This window comes from Micromonospora sp. NPDC049204 (assembly GCF_040647935.1).
GTDB lineage: Bacteria > Actinomycetota > Actinomycetes > Mycobacteriales > Micromonosporaceae > Micromonospora.
Genome location: NZ_JBEZDC010000008.1, coordinates 65,237 through 82,861, shown reverse-complemented (window position 1 = coordinate 82,861; position 17,625 = coordinate 65,237). Strand labels below are relative to the sequence as shown.

At 67.2% G+C, this 17,625-nt stretch carries 16 protein-coding genes and 2 pseudogenes; 6 read left to right on the top strand and 12 right to left on the bottom strand.

Features of this window, described 5'->3' with window-relative positions:
- Window positions 1-23 precede the first annotated feature (23 nt).
- Together AB0A90_RS17290 and fxlM are read right to left on the bottom strand one after the other, a co-directional pair.
- A complete protein-coding gene (locus tag AB0A90_RS17290; RefSeq protein ID WP_357248260.1) occupies window positions 24-575 on the bottom strand; it encodes a kinase in 552 nt (183 codons plus the stop codon).
- On the bottom strand, window positions 572-1,813 hold the full coding sequence (gene fxlM / locus AB0A90_RS17285; RefSeq protein ID WP_357248257.1) for a methyltransferase, FxLD system: 1,242 nt from the start codon (window positions 1,811-1,813) through the stop codon (window positions 572-574). Before fxlM ends, AB0A90_RS17290 begins: the two co-directional genes overlap by 4 nt.
- A 570-nt stretch (window positions 1,814-2,383) precedes the next feature.
- Between fxlM and AB0A90_RS17280 the strand changes: the two genes are divergently transcribed.
- Complete coding sequence (locus AB0A90_RS17280) at window positions 2,384-3,031, top strand: NUDIX domain-containing protein (protein ID WP_357248256.1); 648 nt, start codon at window positions 2,384-2,386, stop codon at window positions 3,029-3,031.
- Window positions 3,012-3,287 (top strand): annotated as a pseudogene (locus tag AB0A90_RS17275) (reductase); the annotation flags it as partial. The gene AB0A90_RS17280 and the pseudogene AB0A90_RS17275, both read left to right, overlap by 20 nt.
- Before the next feature lie 15 nt (window positions 3,288-3,302).
- Here AB0A90_RS17275 and AB0A90_RS17270 read toward each other — a convergent pair.
- The 3 genes and pseudogenes from AB0A90_RS17270 to AB0A90_RS17260 form a co-directional block, all read right to left on the bottom strand.
- Window positions 3,303-4,004, bottom strand: a complete 702-nt coding sequence (locus AB0A90_RS17270) for a hypothetical protein (RefSeq protein WP_357248253.1) — start codon at window positions 4,002-4,004, stop codon at window positions 3,303-3,305.
- Between the two features lie 79 nt (window positions 4,005-4,083).
- On the bottom strand, window positions 4,084-4,452 hold the full coding sequence (locus AB0A90_RS17265) for a hypothetical protein (protein WP_357248250.1): 369 nt from the start codon (window positions 4,450-4,452) through the stop codon (window positions 4,084-4,086).
- A 188-nt stretch (window positions 4,453-4,640) separates the two neighbouring features.
- A pseudogene (locus AB0A90_RS17260) lies at window positions 4,641-4,772 on the bottom strand (AI-2E family transporter); the annotation flags it as partial.
- A gap of 575 nt (window positions 4,773-5,347) precedes the next feature.
- On the opposite strand from AB0A90_RS17260, the gene AB0A90_RS17255 reads away from it, so the two are divergent.
- Window positions 5,348-6,373, top strand: coding sequence for an HNH endonuclease (locus AB0A90_RS17255; RefSeq protein ID WP_357248247.1), 1,026 nt, complete (start codon window positions 5,348-5,350; stop codon window positions 6,371-6,373).
- Window positions 6,374-6,545: 172 nt separating this feature from the next.
- Window positions 6,546-6,899: a hypothetical protein gene (locus AB0A90_RS17250; protein ID WP_357248245.1), complete on the top strand. Its 354-nt coding sequence runs from the start codon at window positions 6,546-6,548 to the stop codon at window positions 6,897-6,899.
- On the opposite strand, the gene AB0A90_RS17245 is transcribed toward AB0A90_RS17250, so the two are convergent.
- Window positions 6,900-7,442 carry an AAA family ATPase gene (locus AB0A90_RS17245; protein WP_357248242.1) on the bottom strand — a complete coding sequence of 181 codons (543 nt, stop codon included), beginning with the start codon at window positions 7,440-7,442 and terminating at the stop codon, window positions 6,900-6,902. It lies immediately after the preceding gene.
- A gap of 173 nt (window positions 7,443-7,615) precedes the next feature.
- Complete coding sequence (locus tag AB0A90_RS17240) at window positions 7,616-8,569, bottom strand: DUF5954 family protein (protein ID WP_357248239.1); 954 nt, start codon at window positions 8,567-8,569, stop codon at window positions 7,616-7,618.
- A gap of 654 nt (window positions 8,570-9,223) precedes the next feature.
- On the opposite strand from AB0A90_RS17240, the gene AB0A90_RS17235 reads away from it, so the two are divergent.
- Window positions 9,224-10,576, top strand: a complete 1,353-nt coding sequence (locus AB0A90_RS17235) for a helix-turn-helix transcriptional regulator (RefSeq protein ID WP_357248236.1) — start codon at window positions 9,224-9,226, stop codon at window positions 10,574-10,576.
- On the top strand, window positions 10,573-11,238 hold the full coding sequence (locus tag AB0A90_RS17230) for a 2'-5' RNA ligase family protein (RefSeq protein WP_357248232.1): 666 nt from the start codon (window positions 10,573-10,575) through the stop codon (window positions 11,236-11,238). Before AB0A90_RS17235 ends, AB0A90_RS17230 begins: the two co-directional genes overlap by 4 nt.
- Before the next feature lie 357 nt (window positions 11,239-11,595).
- On the opposite strand, the gene ligA is transcribed toward AB0A90_RS17230, so the two are convergent.
- From ligA to AB0A90_RS17205, 5 genes are all read right to left on the bottom strand, one after another.
- Complete coding sequence (gene ligA, locus AB0A90_RS17225) at window positions 11,596-13,698, bottom strand: NAD-dependent DNA ligase LigA (protein ID WP_357248229.1); 2,103 nt, start codon at window positions 13,696-13,698, stop codon at window positions 11,596-11,598.
- 53 nt (window positions 13,699-13,751) lie between these two features.
- Window positions 13,752-15,149 (bottom strand): D-arabinono-1,4-lactone oxidase, encoded by a 1,398-nt coding sequence (locus AB0A90_RS17220; RefSeq protein WP_357248226.1) that lies wholly within the window; start codon window positions 15,147-15,149, stop codon window positions 13,752-13,754.
- Window positions 15,150-15,323: 174 nt separating this feature from the next.
- Window positions 15,324-16,271 (bottom strand): NmrA family NAD(P)-binding protein, encoded by a 948-nt coding sequence (locus AB0A90_RS17215; RefSeq protein ID WP_357248223.1) that lies wholly within the window; start codon window positions 16,269-16,271, stop codon window positions 15,324-15,326.
- On the bottom strand, window positions 16,271-17,095 hold the full coding sequence (locus AB0A90_RS17210) for a phytanoyl-CoA dioxygenase family protein (protein ID WP_357248220.1): 825 nt from the start codon (window positions 17,093-17,095) through the stop codon (window positions 16,271-16,273). Before AB0A90_RS17210 ends, AB0A90_RS17215 begins: the two co-directional genes overlap by 1 nt.
- On the bottom strand, window positions 17,092-17,607 hold the full coding sequence (locus AB0A90_RS17205) for an HIT family protein (RefSeq protein WP_357248218.1): 516 nt from the start codon (window positions 17,605-17,607) through the stop codon (window positions 17,092-17,094). Before AB0A90_RS17205 ends, AB0A90_RS17210 begins: the two co-directional genes overlap by 4 nt.
- Window positions 17,608-17,625: the final 18 nt, after the last annotated feature.

The following is a 17,625-nucleotide window of genomic DNA, read 5'->3' as shown; positions in this document are numbered from 1 at the left end:
TGCGCTGGCTGTCTGGGATGAAGTCATGGGACGGCCGGGAGCAGGTCGTCGTCGCGGCCGGTCAACGGCAGGCCGGCGGCGGTGGCGATGCGCTCGATCGCTTGCTCCAGGGTGGTGGTCTCCGGCAGGACGAGTTCGTCGGGCCAGCCGAGGACGTCGCCCGGGGCGTACACGCCGAGCATCGTGTCGGCACTGAACTCCTGCGCCTCGGGACGGGTCTGGTGTCGGCGCAGAGTCTCCGGCCACGACACGTCGAGGTACACGAACAGGGTTCGGCCTCGGTGCGTGTCGCGCAGTTCGGTGAGCATGCTCCGGTACCGGGCGGTGTGCATGATCCCTTCCAGGATCACGTGGTAGCCGTGATCAAGACAGAAACGGACGTTCTGCGCAATGAGCGTGGGCGCGAGACCACCTGGCTTATCGCGTTCCCTCAGAAGGATCCGCCTAATATGATCTTGGCCGACGAGGGCGCAGCCGCGGCCGTGCCGATACCGCAACTCGCGGGCAATGGTGCTCTTACCGGAGCCGGAGTTCCCCCGGAGGCAGATCAGGATCGGCAGCTCCGTGTTGCTCATCGGTTTGTCTCCGGCCAGGTGATCGCGGTCAGCGTGTGGCGGCGGGGCACGAGCAGCCGCAACCGTTCGGTGTCGGGCAGTCGTGTGCCGGCCGGGTGCACGGTGATGTCCGGGCCGGTGCCGGCCCGGTACTGCTGGTCCCAGGCCACTGTCAGGTCCATCAGATCGTTGGTCAGTCTGGTGGCGTGCGGGCCGAAGCCGTGCCCGCCGAGCTGCCACGTCGTCGTGTCGTGGCGGCGCATGGTCAGGTAGGCGAGGCTGTCACTGGTCAGCAGGGTGGGGCAGAAGAAGCGGTCCTGTGGATCCAGCAGGCCGGCGGTGCGGTCCCGATCGACTCTGAGTACGCCGTACGGGCGAGGTTGACTGGCCAGCCACAGGTGCAGGCCCTCGAGGTAGGTGCCCATGCTCATGTCCAGGGTCACCGGGAAGGACACCTCAACCCGTGGTCCATCAAGGGCAGTGCGGAGGGCCTCGGCGTTAGTTGTGGTGGTGTCGTCATCGAGGGTGAGAACGGCGTCGTCGCCGCGCAGCGTGACCCGGTGGGCCGGGTTCCGGCCGTGGCCTTGCATCGCGACGAAGCCGCACTGCACGGACGCTGTCGCGGCCAGGTGGTCACCTGCGGACTGCAGGGTGAGGCAGCGGGTGTTGCCGCGCATCCGCAGAGGCACCACCAGCTTGCCGGCTGGTGCGAGCTGGTCGGTCCACGCGGGTGGGAGGTCACTGGCCTCGACCGTGACGAGCACCGCGTCCCACAACCCGTCGGCGGGATGGCCGTGGACGCCATCGGCGTGGACCACCTCGACCTGTGTGTAGCCGGCCCGTGCCAGCGCCTCTTGCGCGTGGGTGACGACCTGCCCGTCGATGTCGACGCTGACGACCGTTCCGGCCGGGCCGACGACCTCGGCGATCAGCGCGGCGTTGTATCCCCCTGAGCCGATTTCGAGAACCCGGGCGCCGGGCCTCAGCCCGGCGGTCTCCAGCATGTACGCCTGCAACCACGGCGCGGAGATCGAACTGGTCGCCTTTCCGTCCGAGCCGCGTCGGGTGACGACAACATCATTCGCATACGCGCTCTCGATGCTGGTGCCGGCCGGAGCGAACAGGTGCCGCGGCACCGCGGTGAACGCCGCCGCCACCTCCGGTCGGGTAATCCAACCCTGACTGCGCAGCTGGTCGACCAGCTGCCGGCGAGCGTCCTCCGCCGTCAACGTCTCGGTCGTTCTGCTTTCAGGTGCCACGAGGACATCTCCTCCCTCGAACGAACATCAGGTAAGCAGCCGGCCGACCGCGACGAGTACCGGCCCGTTGCTGGAATGCGGCAGGTCGAGATCAGCAGACCGGTGCGCCTAGCGAGTCGGCCTGTCGACACGCGCCTGGAGGCGTACTCGCTGACGCGGCGGGCTAGCGGTGAATTCCTTGGGGTCAGAGGGCATGCGGGCACCGTAGAACTCCAGGCAGCCAACACGCCTGCAACGCCACGCGCCGACAATGTCGGCACATCGCGACACCAACTCCAACACCCCCACCTTGACCACGTCCGGCGACATCTGATGGTGCTACCCGCCACATGATGCGGCGACTGTCGGCCCGGAACATGTCACAGCGAGCCGCTACGGTGACTGCTCACCGTGAGCGCTCAACCCAGGCGTGGTGGCCGATGGGCGACAGCGACGACGTCGACCGGCTCGCCGGAGGTGCCGCCGCCTTGACAGTCAGCAGCCGACAGGCGCACACGTCAGCTCACCGTGTCTGAGCAGGCGACCCGGTAGAAAGTGTGCTCGGGCTTCCACCCACAACGGAGGCGAGTCGTGGCGATCAACAACTCGGACGTCTTGGCAGCCTTGTCTGCCTACCTCACGTCCTACCCCCACGAAGCCGCGTCGCTGTCGGTGCCGACGCGGCTGTTGTCCGAAGGAGCGAACGTCGCCTCTCGGTCTCATCTGCCCATGCACGTGACTGTCGGTGCGCTTCTGGTGCGCGGCGGCGCCGAAGTACTGCTTGTCGATCACCTCGCCTACGGGATACTGCTCCAGCCTGGAGGACACCTGGAGCCGGCTGATGCCGCGCTGATCGGCGCGGCGATGCGGGAGTTGGTGGAGGAGACCGGCGTTGATCCCGCCGGTATTGTCCCGACCTCGCAGGTGCCGGCTTATGTCGAATACGGGCAGGTTCCAGCGCGGCCCGATAGAGGGGAACCTGCACACTTCCATCTCGACTTCGGATTTCCGTTCGCGACGGCGTCTGCTGATGTAGGTCTGATTCAGGAGTCGGAGGTGCGAGGTGCCGCTTGGTACCCGCTGGCCGAGGCCGAGCGGCTTGTCGGCCGCCGCATCGCGCGGGCGGTGAGTGCGCCGGCTGACAGGTTGGCCAGGCCGGGTGACGTTTGCTCCCCCCGAACCGCCGCTGAGCTGACGCACCCCGGGCCCCTTCACCCAAGCGCGGCTGCGCTGGGCTGAGCCGGAGACGATGCTGGCCGCTGGCGTGCAGCCGTGGTCGGAGCTGCCGATCTGGATCCCGGACGGGTCACCGGTGCGGGGACTACACGAGACGAACGCCGATCGGGCACACGCGGCGGGGCTACGCTGCCGCCCGGTCACGCAAACCGTCGCCGACACCTGGGCCTGGCTGAACTCAACGCCGGACGTCCCGAACGCCAGCGGCCTCGACCCCGCCCGCGAAGCAGCCCGCCTGGACCGAACCGCCGCTTCCTGATCCACGAGGCACGGCCTAGTCGTCGGCTCCGGGTGTGCTGGCCGCGCCGCTCTCGAACTGCTCCGTGTCGCAGGCCATCGTCATCAGTCGGTCTCTGAGGTCGTCCGCTGTCTCACCGGTAGACGGATTGGCGCGTCCATCCTCGTCGAACTCGTACTTCAGGAGGCTCGCGCTTTCCGCCGTCGCCGGGCCGACCGGTCCGAGGCACGGTACGGCAAGAATGGTGGCCGTGACCGGTGTGTCGGGACCGGCAGCCAGGCTATCCGCCGTCACCGATGGATTCCAGCGTCCGGTGAACTGGCCGTTCTTGTCTGTCGGCCCGGAAGCGACCCATCGGATCGGGCTTCCGCTCCGGAGCGATTCAGGCGGAAGCGCGAGTGCGATCCCGATCCACGCGGCGTGGTCGGCCTGGGCGGCGAAGGAGATCTGGCCGTCGTCGCCGATGCTCGGAGTGACCGTCACCCGCGCCGGCATGGCATTGCCGTCCCGGCAGACCTCGTCTCCCAGGTATCTGAGAGCTCTGTTGGGGCTCTGTGGCTTGACGTACGCGAAGGTCATGAACCTCGGGTCGACCGGCTCACCAGAGAGCCCACGCGCTATCCACCGGCTGGGGCCTTCGGAGTGCTGTGCTGACAGCAGCCAGCGAGTTTCGACCCACGGCTTGGCGACCGGATCGGTGACCGGGTCTCCGACGCAGTACCCTTCGAACCCGACCATGCAGTTGCTTTCGAACCTGTCCGTCTGCGGAATGACAGTCCCGGACCGCTGCGAGTCGTGTTGCCGATCGGCCCGGTGGTCACCCCCGGAATCGGACGTTGTGCGTCTGGGCCTTTCGGCACGGCGATGCGGTCAGGTTGGCGGGCGTGGACGGGGCAATCAGGTTCAGTAGGGAGGTGAGCAGCACCGGGACGCCGATGACCGCGGTGGCGGTGGTCAGCAGGTCGTTGAACGGGACGTTCCCTTGCGTCTTGTCCTCGGACTTCTCCTGCTGCTGGTTCAGGCGGAATCTCGTGAATCCGATGCTGACGACGAAGACGGCACTCACCAGGAGGTCGACGAGAAATACGCGATCCGAGCCGAACAACCAACCCTGGTGGACGAGGAAAACGCGCAGGGCGCCGAGTGCGGCGGCCAGGACCAGTGCGTGTATCAGTAGGCGTGACATGCCCGACGTGGAACTTCGACCCCCGGCCGACCGTCGAGCACGGATGCGCTGTGCGAGTCGATTCACGCAGAAATGATGTCAACGTGAATGCGAGCCGACTGTCGAGTTTCGGATTCCCGACACACGCCTCGGCCCCCGTCACTCGATACCGCCCTCGGTCGTTGCGGGCGGCCTTCTTGGGCTGTGGATCAGCGGTGTTGCTGCCAGGGCAGCACCACCTCGCGGAGCACCAGTTGGATTGCCGCAACTGCCGGGACCGCGACCAGCGCGCCGATCACCCCGAACAGGGCCACCCCGAGCAGTGCCGCGACGATACGTGCTTGAGGCTATTCAGCCCGACCCGCCAGCTTGAGCGCTGCTGGTACCGAGACGGATTCGGCGAACCGGTCGACCATGTGCAGGCACTTCGCTGGTATCTGGCCATGCTCAACGTCGGCAGCGGCGACGGCATCCATGAAGCGCACGAATCGTGCTACGAATGACTCCCAACGAAATCCACGACGCCGGCCGGCTCTCAGACCGGCTGCTGGGGGCAGACCTCTTCGTAGAGCTTCAGACCCCTCATAGCGCGGTGTCCAAATGACCGATCGCCGCGGCAGGGCCGGCATAACCCGGACTGCTGTGTCCTTGCCCCCCACGCGTATCCGGATCTGTCGCAGGTGGTGCGCCGCCGACAACACGGCTGCGAGGCGAGCGTGCCTAGACTCGAAGTGGCCGCTGACCAGGACCGCCCGAGCCAAGTAGTTCGCTAGCGAGAACTGCTCTGGGTCGGTTGAGAAGTCGATGAAGTCGCTGGCCGCCATGAGCCAGGTATCGGCCGATGAGCCGAGCTACCGATCTTGGCCGGCGGTAGGACAGGATGTTGGCCCGAGTCGGCTTCTAAGTGAAGGTTCCTGTGGCGATTTCCGAGAGAACGTTGAAGATCGTCTGGTCGGAGGCCGGTGGCAAGTGCTGCATCTGCCGCGTGCTGGTGCTGACGCCCGGCACTGAGGACGACGACCCGTCGGTCTTCGGCGAACTGGCCCACATCGTGGCGAAGAGTCCTGGAGGTCCCCGAGCCGGCGGCCTGGACCCGTCGAAGCTCGACACCCACGAGAACCTGATGCTGCTGTGCAACAAGCACCACAAGCAGGTGGACGACCAGCCCAACCACTTCACCGTGGAGGAGCTGCATCAGATCAAACGCGATCACGCAGCTTGGGTGGCGTCGGAGTCCAGCGCCCCGGACAACATGAAACTGATGCGGGACCCTACGTATCCGGTGCCGAAGAAGCTGAACATCATCGCCACTGGACACGCCCTCTGGCCGATGATCCAGGAGTGCGTGGCGACCAGCTACATCATCCCCGACCGTATGCCAGATGAGGACGAGGACCTGATGGTCGAGTTCCTACAGGTGGTCAGGGACTACGCCGACATCCACGACGATCTTCACACCGTCCGTGAGCACCGCGATGCCGCCAAGGCCCTGGGCGAGTACATCAGCCAACTTGCCGAGCGCAACTACTTCGTTGGCGCGTACATGAGGCGGCTTCTTCTAATCGGAGGGGTATCCAAGGAGGGCTCGCCGTGGCCGGAGCTCCACATCGAGATTCACGCTGGCGACCAGGCCCAGATCGTGGACAAGGACGGCAAGCCGATGGGTGCCACGGCTGGCGCTGTCAGCCGCGAGGTCGGGCGTGTGATGTTCCTGCGATGGCTGGAGCAGTACAGCGTTGAGCATCCGGGTGATCCCGCGCCGCTGGCCGAGTTCTTCGGAGAGGAGCCACCTTCCGGACACCCGGAGGTGCTTTGGCGGGATCTGATCCGCGGCCTGCGCAACGAGGGCCTGATCCTCTGCTTCGAGAGCCTGGAGTTCTGGTCCAGCAGCGCCACGCTCACTGACAAGGGCAGAGCAGACCTGGAGTCGCGTCAGCCGTAGAGATGTCCGGAGACGCGTCAGCCTGCGCGCCGCTGACTTCATTGCTGGCGACGACTTCCTCCTGGTCGCTGGCGACGATCTCCTACTCCGCAGCGACGGCGGATCGGACCTGGCCGATCTCGCCGCTGCCCGGGCCGCCGCCGGAGTACCGGCCGCGCTCGCCGCCGCCACGGTGCCCGGCGCCGAGGCCCACCGCTACGGCATTCTGGCTCCGCGAGTAGCCGAGGGTCATCAGCTACTCGATCAGCTGCTGGAGAAGCCGGACGACTACGGCGAGCCGACCGCCTACATCAACATCAGCCGCACTCTGCTGCCCACTGACGCGATGGCCTACTTTCAGAAGCTGACCCCGGCCCCCAACGGCGAGTACCAGGCCACCGACGCTGTCTTCGCCTTCGCCCGCGACAACGACGTACTGATCCACCCCGTCACCGGTGAGTACCACGATTGCGGCAATCCCGCTGGCTGGTTGGCGGCCAACAACGCCGCAGCCCAAGCGATCGTGGCCTCTGGGCCGCACGCCTGATCACGATTCAGCCAACCGCGCCAACACCTGCGATGCCAACTCCGCTACCGGCAGCGCACCATCGAGCACCATCGTGTCAGCCGGCAACAAGCCGACAGCGGCAGCGCAGCGGTCCACCTGCTCCAGCCGCCACGTACGCACCTGCGCATCACGAGCGGGGTCATCCGGCCAGATCGACTGCGCCTCAATTCGAGCCTGTAGGACGCGGATGGGCACGTCGATGAAGAAATGGTCGACGCCCACGTTGTGGGCGCGCAGCCGGTCGAAAATTTCCTCAAGATACGACGGCACCACCACGGTCATCGGTACCACGAGCGTGCGTCCGTACTCCTCCAGTAGTGCTATAGCGGTGTCCGCCACGCTACGACGCCACACGCGCAGATCCTGGAAATCGCCGCTCGCGGGCAGCGGAACTATCTCGCGGACCATGAACCCCGGCAACTCCGCATCAAACATCAACAGCCGAGGATCCTCCGCAGTCAACCGCTGCGACAGAGTCGTCTTCCCCGCGCCGAACGCACCGTTGATCCAGATCACCCGCATGTACCGCTCCTCACGCGCCGGTGGTTCACGACTCAAGAGCCCGGTGAAGAACACTCCCGCTGCTCGGCGTCCGCCGAACGGTCTCCGTGAGACGCTCGGCAGCCTGGGCTAGGCAGGGGGTGGTGGCCGGTTGGGTGGTTGTCCCGGGCCCGATGGTGTTGCCGTTGCTCGTCTTAGCGCTGGCGGTCCACCCCCGGGGGCGGGTCTGGGTCGGGGTCCGATGGGCGGGGCATTTCGGGGCCACTGGCGTCCATGCGCAGTAGGGTCTCGATGCGGGTGATCCGGAAGTGGCGCCCGAGCACCGTGACGTTGTCGACGGGATTGGTATCGAGGTTGTCGGCGGCCTGTTGGTAGGCGACTGCCTGGTCGTCGGTCAGCCGCAGCAGGCGCGGCTCGATGTGGCGCAGACCGAAGGCGATCTCGTCGCGGGCCAGCTGCGGTGTGGCCACCGCGCGACTGTAGGGCCGCCACGACCCACCGATAGATTCAGCGGCGGCGTAGCGGGTCGGCAGGATGACCCCGACTGGGTGGGAGGCGACGGCGGCGACGCTGTCGGCGTATACGTCGGCGGGCACCTGGGCGCGGGGGTAATTCGCGGTCGTCAGCTCCACCCGCAGCATCGCCTCACTCAGGCCGGTCGCCCCGTCTGGGTCGATGACGATCTCTGGGGCGAGGAAGCTGTCTTTCTCATCGGCGTCGCGGGGGTCGCGGTCGGTGGGTCGGGGCGGTTCGGGCCCGTCCGGGCCGAACCGCGCGAACGTGTCCACCCGCACGACGCGGTGCATGCGCCCGGCGATCACCACCTCGTTCACCTTCTCCCGGTCCAGGACGCCGAGCACGGTGGTCAACTCCGCAGCCAACGGGGGGTCAGTGGTCTCGTCGAGCTGCTCCATAAGGTGGTGCGCCAAGTCGTCCCGCGCGGCTTGCGGCGTGTCCGACACAACGGCGTAGACCTGCCACCGCCCGCCATCTGCCTGCACGGCGTGGCCGAACAGCGGGGCGCCGATGCGGATCTTCGGGTAGGCCGCGCTTCGCCGTGCCGCGTCGTCCTCGGTGACCGCGCCGACTGGGTCGGTGGGCTGCTGCACCAGAAGGATTACTGGCGGCTGCACTTCGTCGGCACTCATGCCACGGATTGTGTGACGGCTCGATGGCCTGTGTCACGAGGGCGCGCCATCACCGCAGTGGGATCATCGGTACCGCTCGCATCCGTTAGGGCTTGCGGAGTTCTTCGGCGTCCGCTCGGTTCGTGGTGCGAGCCGGCAGGAACACGTGCCGTGGCACCCGAACGCCGCAGCCACGACGGAGTAGGCGATCATGCGGTCCGCGGTGAGCCGATCCACGAGGGCGCCTCAGAATCTTTCGATTCGATCCGAGGTAGCTGACACGGCCGCGAGTGGATCACTCTGCGTTCCGATTTTGTGCTTCTCCGGCTTTCAGCTGCTCACGAGGCAGGCGGGCGGCACCGTCGCGGCGCTCGGACGGTATGCCGGGAGGGTTATACGGCGGCCGGTCGAAACGCCCGCAGCACCCTGCGTCGACATTGTCGGCAGATGCCGACGTCAAACTCCGACAGAACTTCGACATTGTGGTCCTGCCACGGACTGTTGCCCCTCTCGATAATGAGCCGACGATTTCGCCCGATCCCGCAGCGACCATCGGCGCACCGGTACTTGCCTAGATGCTCCGATGCTTCGGCGGCCCGCGAGATTGTCACAGGCGGCGCTTGTCGTCTCCACGGATCATGTCCACATGTCTGCAGTCGACCGGAGGTAGCATCGATGGCTGACAGCGACGAGATCAAGACTGCCCGCCGCGCGCTCGGCCGTCGGCTCGCTGAATTGCGCGGGGCGGGCAATCTCACCCAGCACGACCTGGCGCGACTCGTGCAGTACGGCCGCAGTTCCGTGGCGAGCACCGAGACTGGACACCAGCACCCGGACCGTGCTTTCTGGGCGCAGTGCGACACGGTGCTGGAGACCGGTGGCGTGCTCGTGACTGAGTATGACCGCATCGCTGAGCTGGACCGTCAACGACGACGCTCAGCGGCAATCCAGACGGTCAGGAGCACGTCAGTGCCCGTGGCGCCCGATGTTGGCCACGAGTTCCCTGGAGTGAACGGCGGTGCTGTCCCCTGGGAGCCCGAGGACAGCATCAACGCCCGCCGTCTGGCGCTGAAATCTTCCCTCGACGACAACGTCCGTCTCGCCTACCTGGAAGCCGAGGTCCAGCAGGCGATCGCCGACAACGAGCGCCTTACCCCGGTAATCCTCATAGCGCGCATGCGACCGCTGCGCTCATACGTCGACCAGCTCATGGCAGGCCGGCAGCACCCACCGCAACGCGCCCGGCTCTACGCCGTCGCCGCTCATCTGTCCGGACTGCTCGGCGCACTCGCCCTCGACCTCGGCGCATTCGGCGCGGCGCACGCCTACGCCGCCGAAGCGTTCGACGTCGCCGAGGCTGCCGAGCAGTCCGACGCGCAAGCCTGGGCACGGGCCACGCAAAGCCTGATCGCCTTCTACGCCGGTGACTACCATGACGCGCTGGCCTACGCCCAGGACGGCCTACGCCGTGGCGGCACCAGCGGGCACCGTATCCGTCTCACGATCAACGGTCAGGCGCGGGCCCTCGCCCGTCTCGGCGACCGGTACGGCGTTGACCGCGCCGTCGACCACGCGTTCACCATGCTGTCCGACTACCCGGCCAGCTCATCGGTCAGCGCTAGCCTCGCCCTCGACCCGTACTGCCCAGCCAGGACCGCGGCCAACGCGGCGACCGCCTACCTGGCGCTGGGCCGTACCGCGGGCGTCACCGATCACCTGGCCACCGCGATCACCGCGTTCGACACCGCAGGGTTGGCTGGCCCACGTGCACTCTGCCGCCTCGACTTGGCCACCGCGCACCTGCACGCCGACAACCCCGACGCCGAGGAAGCAGGCGCACTGGCGGTAGAGGCGCTCACCCTCACCGCGGACCAACGTTTCGAATCGGTCCACCAACGCGCACGTCAGTTCCTCACCGCCGCCCATCCCTTCGTCCGGCACCCGCAGCTACGGCACGTCGCCGACCTGCTCGCCGATCGCACACAAGTCGCTGGCACCGGACAGGCCGCTTTACCATCGCTGTCATGAGCAGCCGGGAACTGGCCAGCCAGCACCAGCGCTGGACCGCCTACCAGGACCTGCCCGAACTCACCAACCACTGGTACTGGCGCCCAGGCTGGCGAGCCGACCGCCAGTTCTACACCTGGCACCTCACCTTCGAACACCAAGCTGAACTCCACCACCTCGTCACCGACGTGCAGCGCCAACTCGCTCTGCCCGGACTGGACTTGGTGCCGCTCGACGGGCTCCACCTGACCATGCAAGGTCTCGGCTTCGCCGACGAGGTCACCAATAGCGACCTTGAAGCAGTCGTCGCCGAGACCCGGCGACTCTGCGCCGGCCTGCCGCCGCTGGAGCTGTCACTTGGCCCGGTCGACCCTGACGCCGAAGGAATCGGCTTGCTCGTCCGTCCCTGGGACCGCGTCGAACACCTCCGCGCCACCATCCGTGATGCCATCGGCGCGGTATGGCAGACCGTTCCGGAGGCCGCAGAAGGATTCCGGCCGCACGTGACGATCGCCTACAGCGGCTCGCAAGCGCCGACCGCACCAATCCGCGAGCGCCTCAACGCCTTCCGTCACCAGCCACCAGCCTGGGTGACCATCCGACAGGCAACGCTGATCGCGCTGCGCCGAGAACACCGCAGTTACCGGTGGACAACCGTGGCGACCGCGCCCCTTGGCGTGTGACGCACGGGCCATGCTCCGCTTCAACAAACTACGACTCGGCCGCGAGGCCACCGCATCTTGTAGGTCGACCGCTCTACTATGCCCATAGCTTGTACTGGCTGTGAACCCAACCGGGAGATCCCATGCCGGTTGCGATGTCGAACAATGGACGCACTACGCGACGGTTTCCTCGTACCCGACGGGCAGAAACGACTCGCTTCGCGTCGACGACCAGAGGGGTAACCCGACCACTGCCGATGCGCAGGACGGCTGCCTTGGTGAGGTGACGATCCGTCGTCAGCTCGCCGTGCACGGTTCCGGACGGAGGTGAGTGGCAACACCGTCGCCGGTCGACTCGGGCTGGTCATTAGCCCCAATTCATGTCAGGTGCCAAGCGAGGCGCTGGGCAAGTTCCTCGGGCGTGATGATTTCGATGCCGAACGCCCGGGCCTTGTCGAGCTTGCTGCCGGCGTTCTCTCCGGCGATGACGAGGTGGGTGCGGGCAGAGACGCTTGAGGATGCGCGTCCCCCCGCATTGGTGATCAGTTCGGTCATCTCGGTTCGGGATCGGTTCGAGAGAGGCCCGGTCATCGCGCCGGTCACCACCACGGTCATCCCCGCCAAGGGCAGCTCGCTCTTCGCCTCCTGGGCGGACGTCTCGGCATCGCCTTCAGCATCTGTGGAAGCAGAGGGAACGAAGCCGGGCTGGTCCATATTCACACCTGCGGCGACGAGCTTGTCGATGACTGGTGCGAGGTCGGCCAGTTCCTCGACGATCACTGGAGCCTTCTCGTTGCCGATGCCGTTGACCTGCTCGAGAGCGACGGCGTTGGCGTCTCGGATGGCCTGCATGGAGCCGAAGTGCGCGGCGATGCGCAGCGACATGGAACGGCCGGTGCCGAGGATGCCGAGGGCGCAGAAGACGCGATTGAGGGGCTTGGTCTTGGCCGTCTCGATCGCGGCCAGGAGGTTGTCGGCGCTCTTGGCCCCCATGCGGTCCAGGGTGAGTAGCTGATCGCGGGTGAGGGTGAACAGGTCGGCGAAGTCCTCAATCAGGCCCTTGTCGACGAGTTGCACGATGATTTTCTCGCCGAGGCCGTCGATGTCGAGCGCGTCGCGGGCGACGGCGTACCGGATCGCCTCTTTCTGGCCGCAGGAGCGGCCCCGCGCGCAGCGCCAGCGCTCCTGGCTGCGGTCGATGCCGGAGCCGCAGCGCGGGCAGAGTGCGGGGAAGTCGATGGGCTGCTCGGTGCCGGTACGGAGGCCGGCGACCGCGCCTTCGACGCGGGGGATGACTTCGCCGGCGCGGTAGACGATGACGTGGTCTCCGAGCATCAGGCCTCGGCGGGTGATGTCGGCCGGGTTGTGCAGCGTGGCGTAGGTGATGGTGGTGCCGGCGACGTCCACGGGGTCGAGGACGGCCCGTGGGGCGATCACACCGGTGCGGCCCACGCTCCACTGCACGGCGCGCAGCACGGTGATCTTCTGGGCGGCCGGGAACTTGAAGGCGGTGGCCCAGTGTGGGGTGCGAGATCCCATCCCGGCCCGGATCTGGTCGGCGGGGCTGTCGGCCTTGATCACGGCACCGTCGAGTTCGATGTCGAGTCCCGCGCGCAGGGCGCCGATCTCGTGCACCCGGTTCACAACTTGGTCAAGGGTCGCGTAGGTCCGGGTGGCGAGCGGGGTGTCGGTCATCGTCCCCAGCCCGAGATCGGCGAGGCGGGCGATGAGCTGGGTGTGGGTGAGCGCGGCGAGGGCGGGGTCGTCGGTGTGCTCGGGGTGGGTCAGTGCGGCGTAGGCCAGGAAGGTCTGCCCGATTCGGTAGGCACGGTCCTTGGCGCGCAGTGAGCCCGAGGAGGCGTTGCGGCGGTTGGCGAAGGCTGTGGCGCCGTGCGTGATCCGGAGTTCGTTCGCAGCGGCGAACTGGTCCTCGGTCATGAGGACTTCGCCCCGCACTTCGATCGTGACCGGTTCGGTCAGGGTCATGGGCAGGCCGATGATGTCCCCGATCGCGTGGGACACGTCCTCCCCGGTCGTCCCGTCGCCGCGGGTGACGAGTTGAACCAGCCGGCCTTCGCGGTAGCGGGCTGCCAGGGCCACACCGTCGAGCTTGGGTTCCACCGCCCAGCCTGCCACTGCGGCTCCGCCCAGCCGCCGCTCCAGCGAGGCGGCCCACGCCGTCAGTTCCTCGTCTGAGAAGACGTTGCCCAGGCTGAGCATCGGAACGGGGTGCGCGACGTCGCCAGTTGTCACGCCTGCCGCGACCTGCTGGGACGGGGAGTCGACCGCGATCTGCCCGGGGTGCGCGTTCTCCCACGCGGTGATACCGCGTAGCAGCCGGTCGTAGGTCTCGTCGTCCAAGTCTGATTCGCCGGAGCCGTAGTAGGCATCGGCGGCCTTCCGCGCCTGCGCGACGGCTTCAAGGTAGGCGGCCTCGTCAGCGAGGTCGACAGCGGGCGCCGCTGCGGAAGGTGTGGTCATGCTGCCCATTCTGCTGACTGCCCCTGACAGCATGTCGGTAGCGCTGGTGGGATTCATCCGTGGTGTCGCGTCGGTGCCGTCGGGCGGGGTTCTGTCCGTTGGTCCGGTAGGCGGGGGCGGCTGAGCGGGGGCGGCTTGTCAGTTCCGGGTCGTGCCGGGGAGAGCCCGAGCGTGCGATAGAACGTGTCGTTTTCGAAGCGTCGGTGTGGGTCGAACGTGTGGAGAGCCTGCCGGAACTGGTGGAAGCCGTCGGTGTGGGAGGCGGGCAGCATCTCGGGAGTGAAGTACTTGCCCCAGTGTGGCCTGCCGCCCAGGTCGTAGAGCAGGCGCTGGATGTCGTCGAACAGTGGACGCGCTGCGGTGATCGACCCGGCGGCGGTCATGTAGGACACGAAGCCGAAGTAGGTGGCGGGGGCTGCCTGCGTGGGACTCAGGTGGCCGTGGGCTGGGCCGGTGGTGCGCAGGATGACGGGGTAGTGCAGCTTGTAGGGAGAGTCGCGCAGGAGTTGCTTGAGACCGGCGTATGCCGCGGGGACGGCGTCCAGGGCAACGGCGATCTCCATGTTCAGCTGTGGGGCCGGGATGCCGTTCTTGAAGATCCCGTGAAGTGTCCCCGTGGTGCCCGTCGCGCTGAGGAACTTCTCCAGCGTCTGGGCGGCTGGCGTCCGGCCCTGGCCGTCGCCGATGTCGGCCATCAGTTGGCGGCGGGTGCGGGTCACGATGTGGTCCAGGTCAGCCCGAGTTTGGGTCTCGTCGCCTGTGGGTGTCCAGTTGTCGTGGTGGACGATCCAGGTGTGCGTGACCTGGTGCTCGGTGAACCACCAGCTCTTGGCGGCCACGGATTCGTGGTTCCAGGCGGCGTAGCGCTCGGGCAGGCTGTCCTCGGCGACGGTGAAACGGGCGCAGTGCAGTTCCTGGGCCGGTCGACCGCGAAGTTCCAGGCCGACGACCACGCCGAGGCACCCGAGGTTGAGCACGGCCGCGTCGAACTCGGCGTCTGCGGGGGTGAGCCGGTGCAGGGTGCCGGTCCCGTCCATGAGCTCGACGGCGGCCACGCAGTCGGAGAAGGTGCCCCCGGACAGACCCTGTGCGTGGGTGCCGGTGGCGAGCGCGCCTGCGACCGTCTGGTTTGTGATCACCGGCGGGCAAGCGGCCGGCTCTAACCCGTGGCTGGCAAAAGCCCGCCACGCGTCTTCGAGAAGCGTGTCTCCCGTGACGTGCAGGTTCTCGCCACGCAGCTCACCAGTTCCGCGATCGGGCAGGTCGAGGAGGATGCCGTGAGTTCCGTCCGGGCACCGCAGCTGAGCGGGGTAGGTGAACCTGGATCCGAGGACGCGCACTGTTCCTTGCTCGCGCGTCAGCATCGACTCCAGCTGTTCCAGGGACGTGATGCGCGTCCAGCCGCCCTCGGCGGCGATGGCGACGTTGCCGGCCCAGTTGGTGAGAGTCATGGAAGGAGTCCTCAGCTGTCTCGGTCTTTGTTCGGGGCGGAGAGCACCCGTCGCACCTGGTACCTGCCTCTACCTGGCAACGCCGTCGTGCCCCGAAACGCGGGCCCGCAGTTGGCGGTCAGGCGCAGCGCGGGCCCGGCGGAGGGCTCGCGCTGCGCCCTGGCGCTCCGCCTCTTAGGCGGGGCCGAACATGTGCTGAATGGGTGGGTGCGGGTGGGAACATGAGGTGAAGCCGGGGCCGAAGCAGCAGGCATGGGCCGTCGTCCAGGTCTCAAGATCGGTGGAGGATCGACCCAGGAGCTGCGCGGCCGTCCGGGTCGCCGGGGCGTCCCCCTCAGCGCCGATGCGGCCCCACAGGCCGAGAACCTGCGCTGCGGCAGGGCGGCGCATCCCGTACTTGGCCAGGCTCGTCACGAAATGCTCGTCTGTCTGCCGCACGAACCTGATCGGCCGCCCGCATGCCTGGCTCAGGGCCGAGGCCCACTGGGCACAGGTCGCCTGCGAGTGGTGGCTCATCAGGGAGCCGCTCAGATCCACCGAGTCGGGAGACAGGATCTTGCGGCAGAACAGATCGGCGGCGTCGTCGCAGCTGATGTAGGAGAACGGGGTGTCCGCGTCGACGGGGAAGGTGAACGACCGCGTCTCGGCGATCGACTGGCACTGGTAGAGAATGTTCTCCAGGAACATGGGCAGTTGGACGACGTCGAACGCGATCCCGGATTTCTCCAGGAGGGCTTCCAGCGCTGCTGCTTCGTCGGCCATCGCGCATTGCTCCGGGGCGAACTGGATGCCCAGGCAGACGATCCTCTGCACACCGGCCCTCTGCGCCGCCTGCAGGTACATGCCGCCGATGTCGAGTCGCCGGTCGATTGGAGGCACCATCAGCATGGTCTCCGTGCCGGCCAGCGCTTCGACCAGCGAGGCGGGCTCCGCCGGCTCCCAGTCCCGGAGCTGAACCTCGATGTCGCTGACGGCCCGCCCGGCGGTCCGGGCTTCGGGGATGGCCAGGCGTAGCGTCATCTGCTGCGCGTCGGCGGCGAGTCGGCGCAGCGTGTAGTGACCGACCTTGAAGAAGTTCCGGGTCGCCCCGAGCACGGTCACGACCTGCGGTGAGTCGGTCATCACGCGCCCCAGCTCTCGCTGCTCGTCGTGTCCTTGTACAGGTCCACTGGGTTGACCGTGTTGGAGTGGTAGCCGAGCAGCCGACGGCTCTGGGAGGAGAGATGGCCGGCCGCGGTGGCGGGGTCGCAGGTGTGGTCGTACGGGCGCAGCCACGCTTGCCCGAAGCGGATGATCGCGGTGCGTCGCTCCTGGGTCCGGTTGGGCAGCACGGCATGCCACATGGTGTTGCCGAAGACGACCGCGTCGCCTGGTTCCGCGTGGATGCTCAGGGCGCCGTCGGGAAGCGAACCTTGGGCGAGGGCGTCGTTCGCGGCCTTCCAGTAGGCGTCGTCCATGTGGTTGGCCGGCCACCGGTGTGAACCGGGGATGAGTACGAGGTTGCCGCTGTCCTTGGGTCGTGTGTCGGTGAAGAACACCTGGGCTTTGAGGTGCAGCGGTCCGTTGAGTTCGTCGTACGGACGCTCCAGGTAGGGCCCGGAGTCGCGGTGCCACGGCTCGTGGGCCTCCTGGTAGATCCCCCGCCGCAGCGTCTCGGTGCCCAGGATCTGGAGCGACCCGTTGAGGATCTGGTGGGGTACGGACATCAGGGCGCCGCACTCGAAGAGCAGTTGGTACTCGGTGATGAGGTTCGCGGCGTCACGGACGTGGGTCAGGGCCGGGTTGGTGTTGAACGAGCTGTGCGTCAGTTCGGGGCCGCGGTCATCGGTAAGCCTGCGGACGGTCGCGTCCAGCGTGCTGACGACGCGATCGGGGACGGCCTGCTTGAGGAGCGCGAAGCCCTGCTCGGTGAACTGGGCGACGGCGTCGATCGGTGAGGTCATCATGGTTGGCTGCCTTCTGCCTTGGTCTTGGACGGCTGTGGGGCGTTGAGGGCCGTGCGCAGTCGTTGTGCGACCTCGTGCTTGTGGGCCGGATCGGCCAGTCGAGGGAAGACGACGATCGAATCGCCGTCGTAGCGCGGTACGACGTGGACGTGGAAGTGAAAGACGGTCTGATGGGCGGCCTGGCCGGTGGCGTGGACCAGATTGATGCCGGACGCGCCGCACGAGTCCCGCAGGGCATTCGCCACCTGCTTCGCGGTCGCCATGACGTTCTGGAATGGTTCTTCCGGGATGTCGAGTAGGTCCTGGAAGTGCTGCTTGGGAACAACGAGGACGTGCCCGTAGGTCGCCGGGAGATGGTCCAGGAAACACATGGTGTCCGCTGTCTCGGCTATGACGTGCGCTTCCACGTCGCCGGACGCAATGCCGCAGAACACGCAGGACGACACCGCGTCGCCGTCCAAATCCTGCGCCGGGTATCGAGATAGCCACTGGGGATCGAAGTTCAAGGACATGGGGTGGGCGACCTTCTC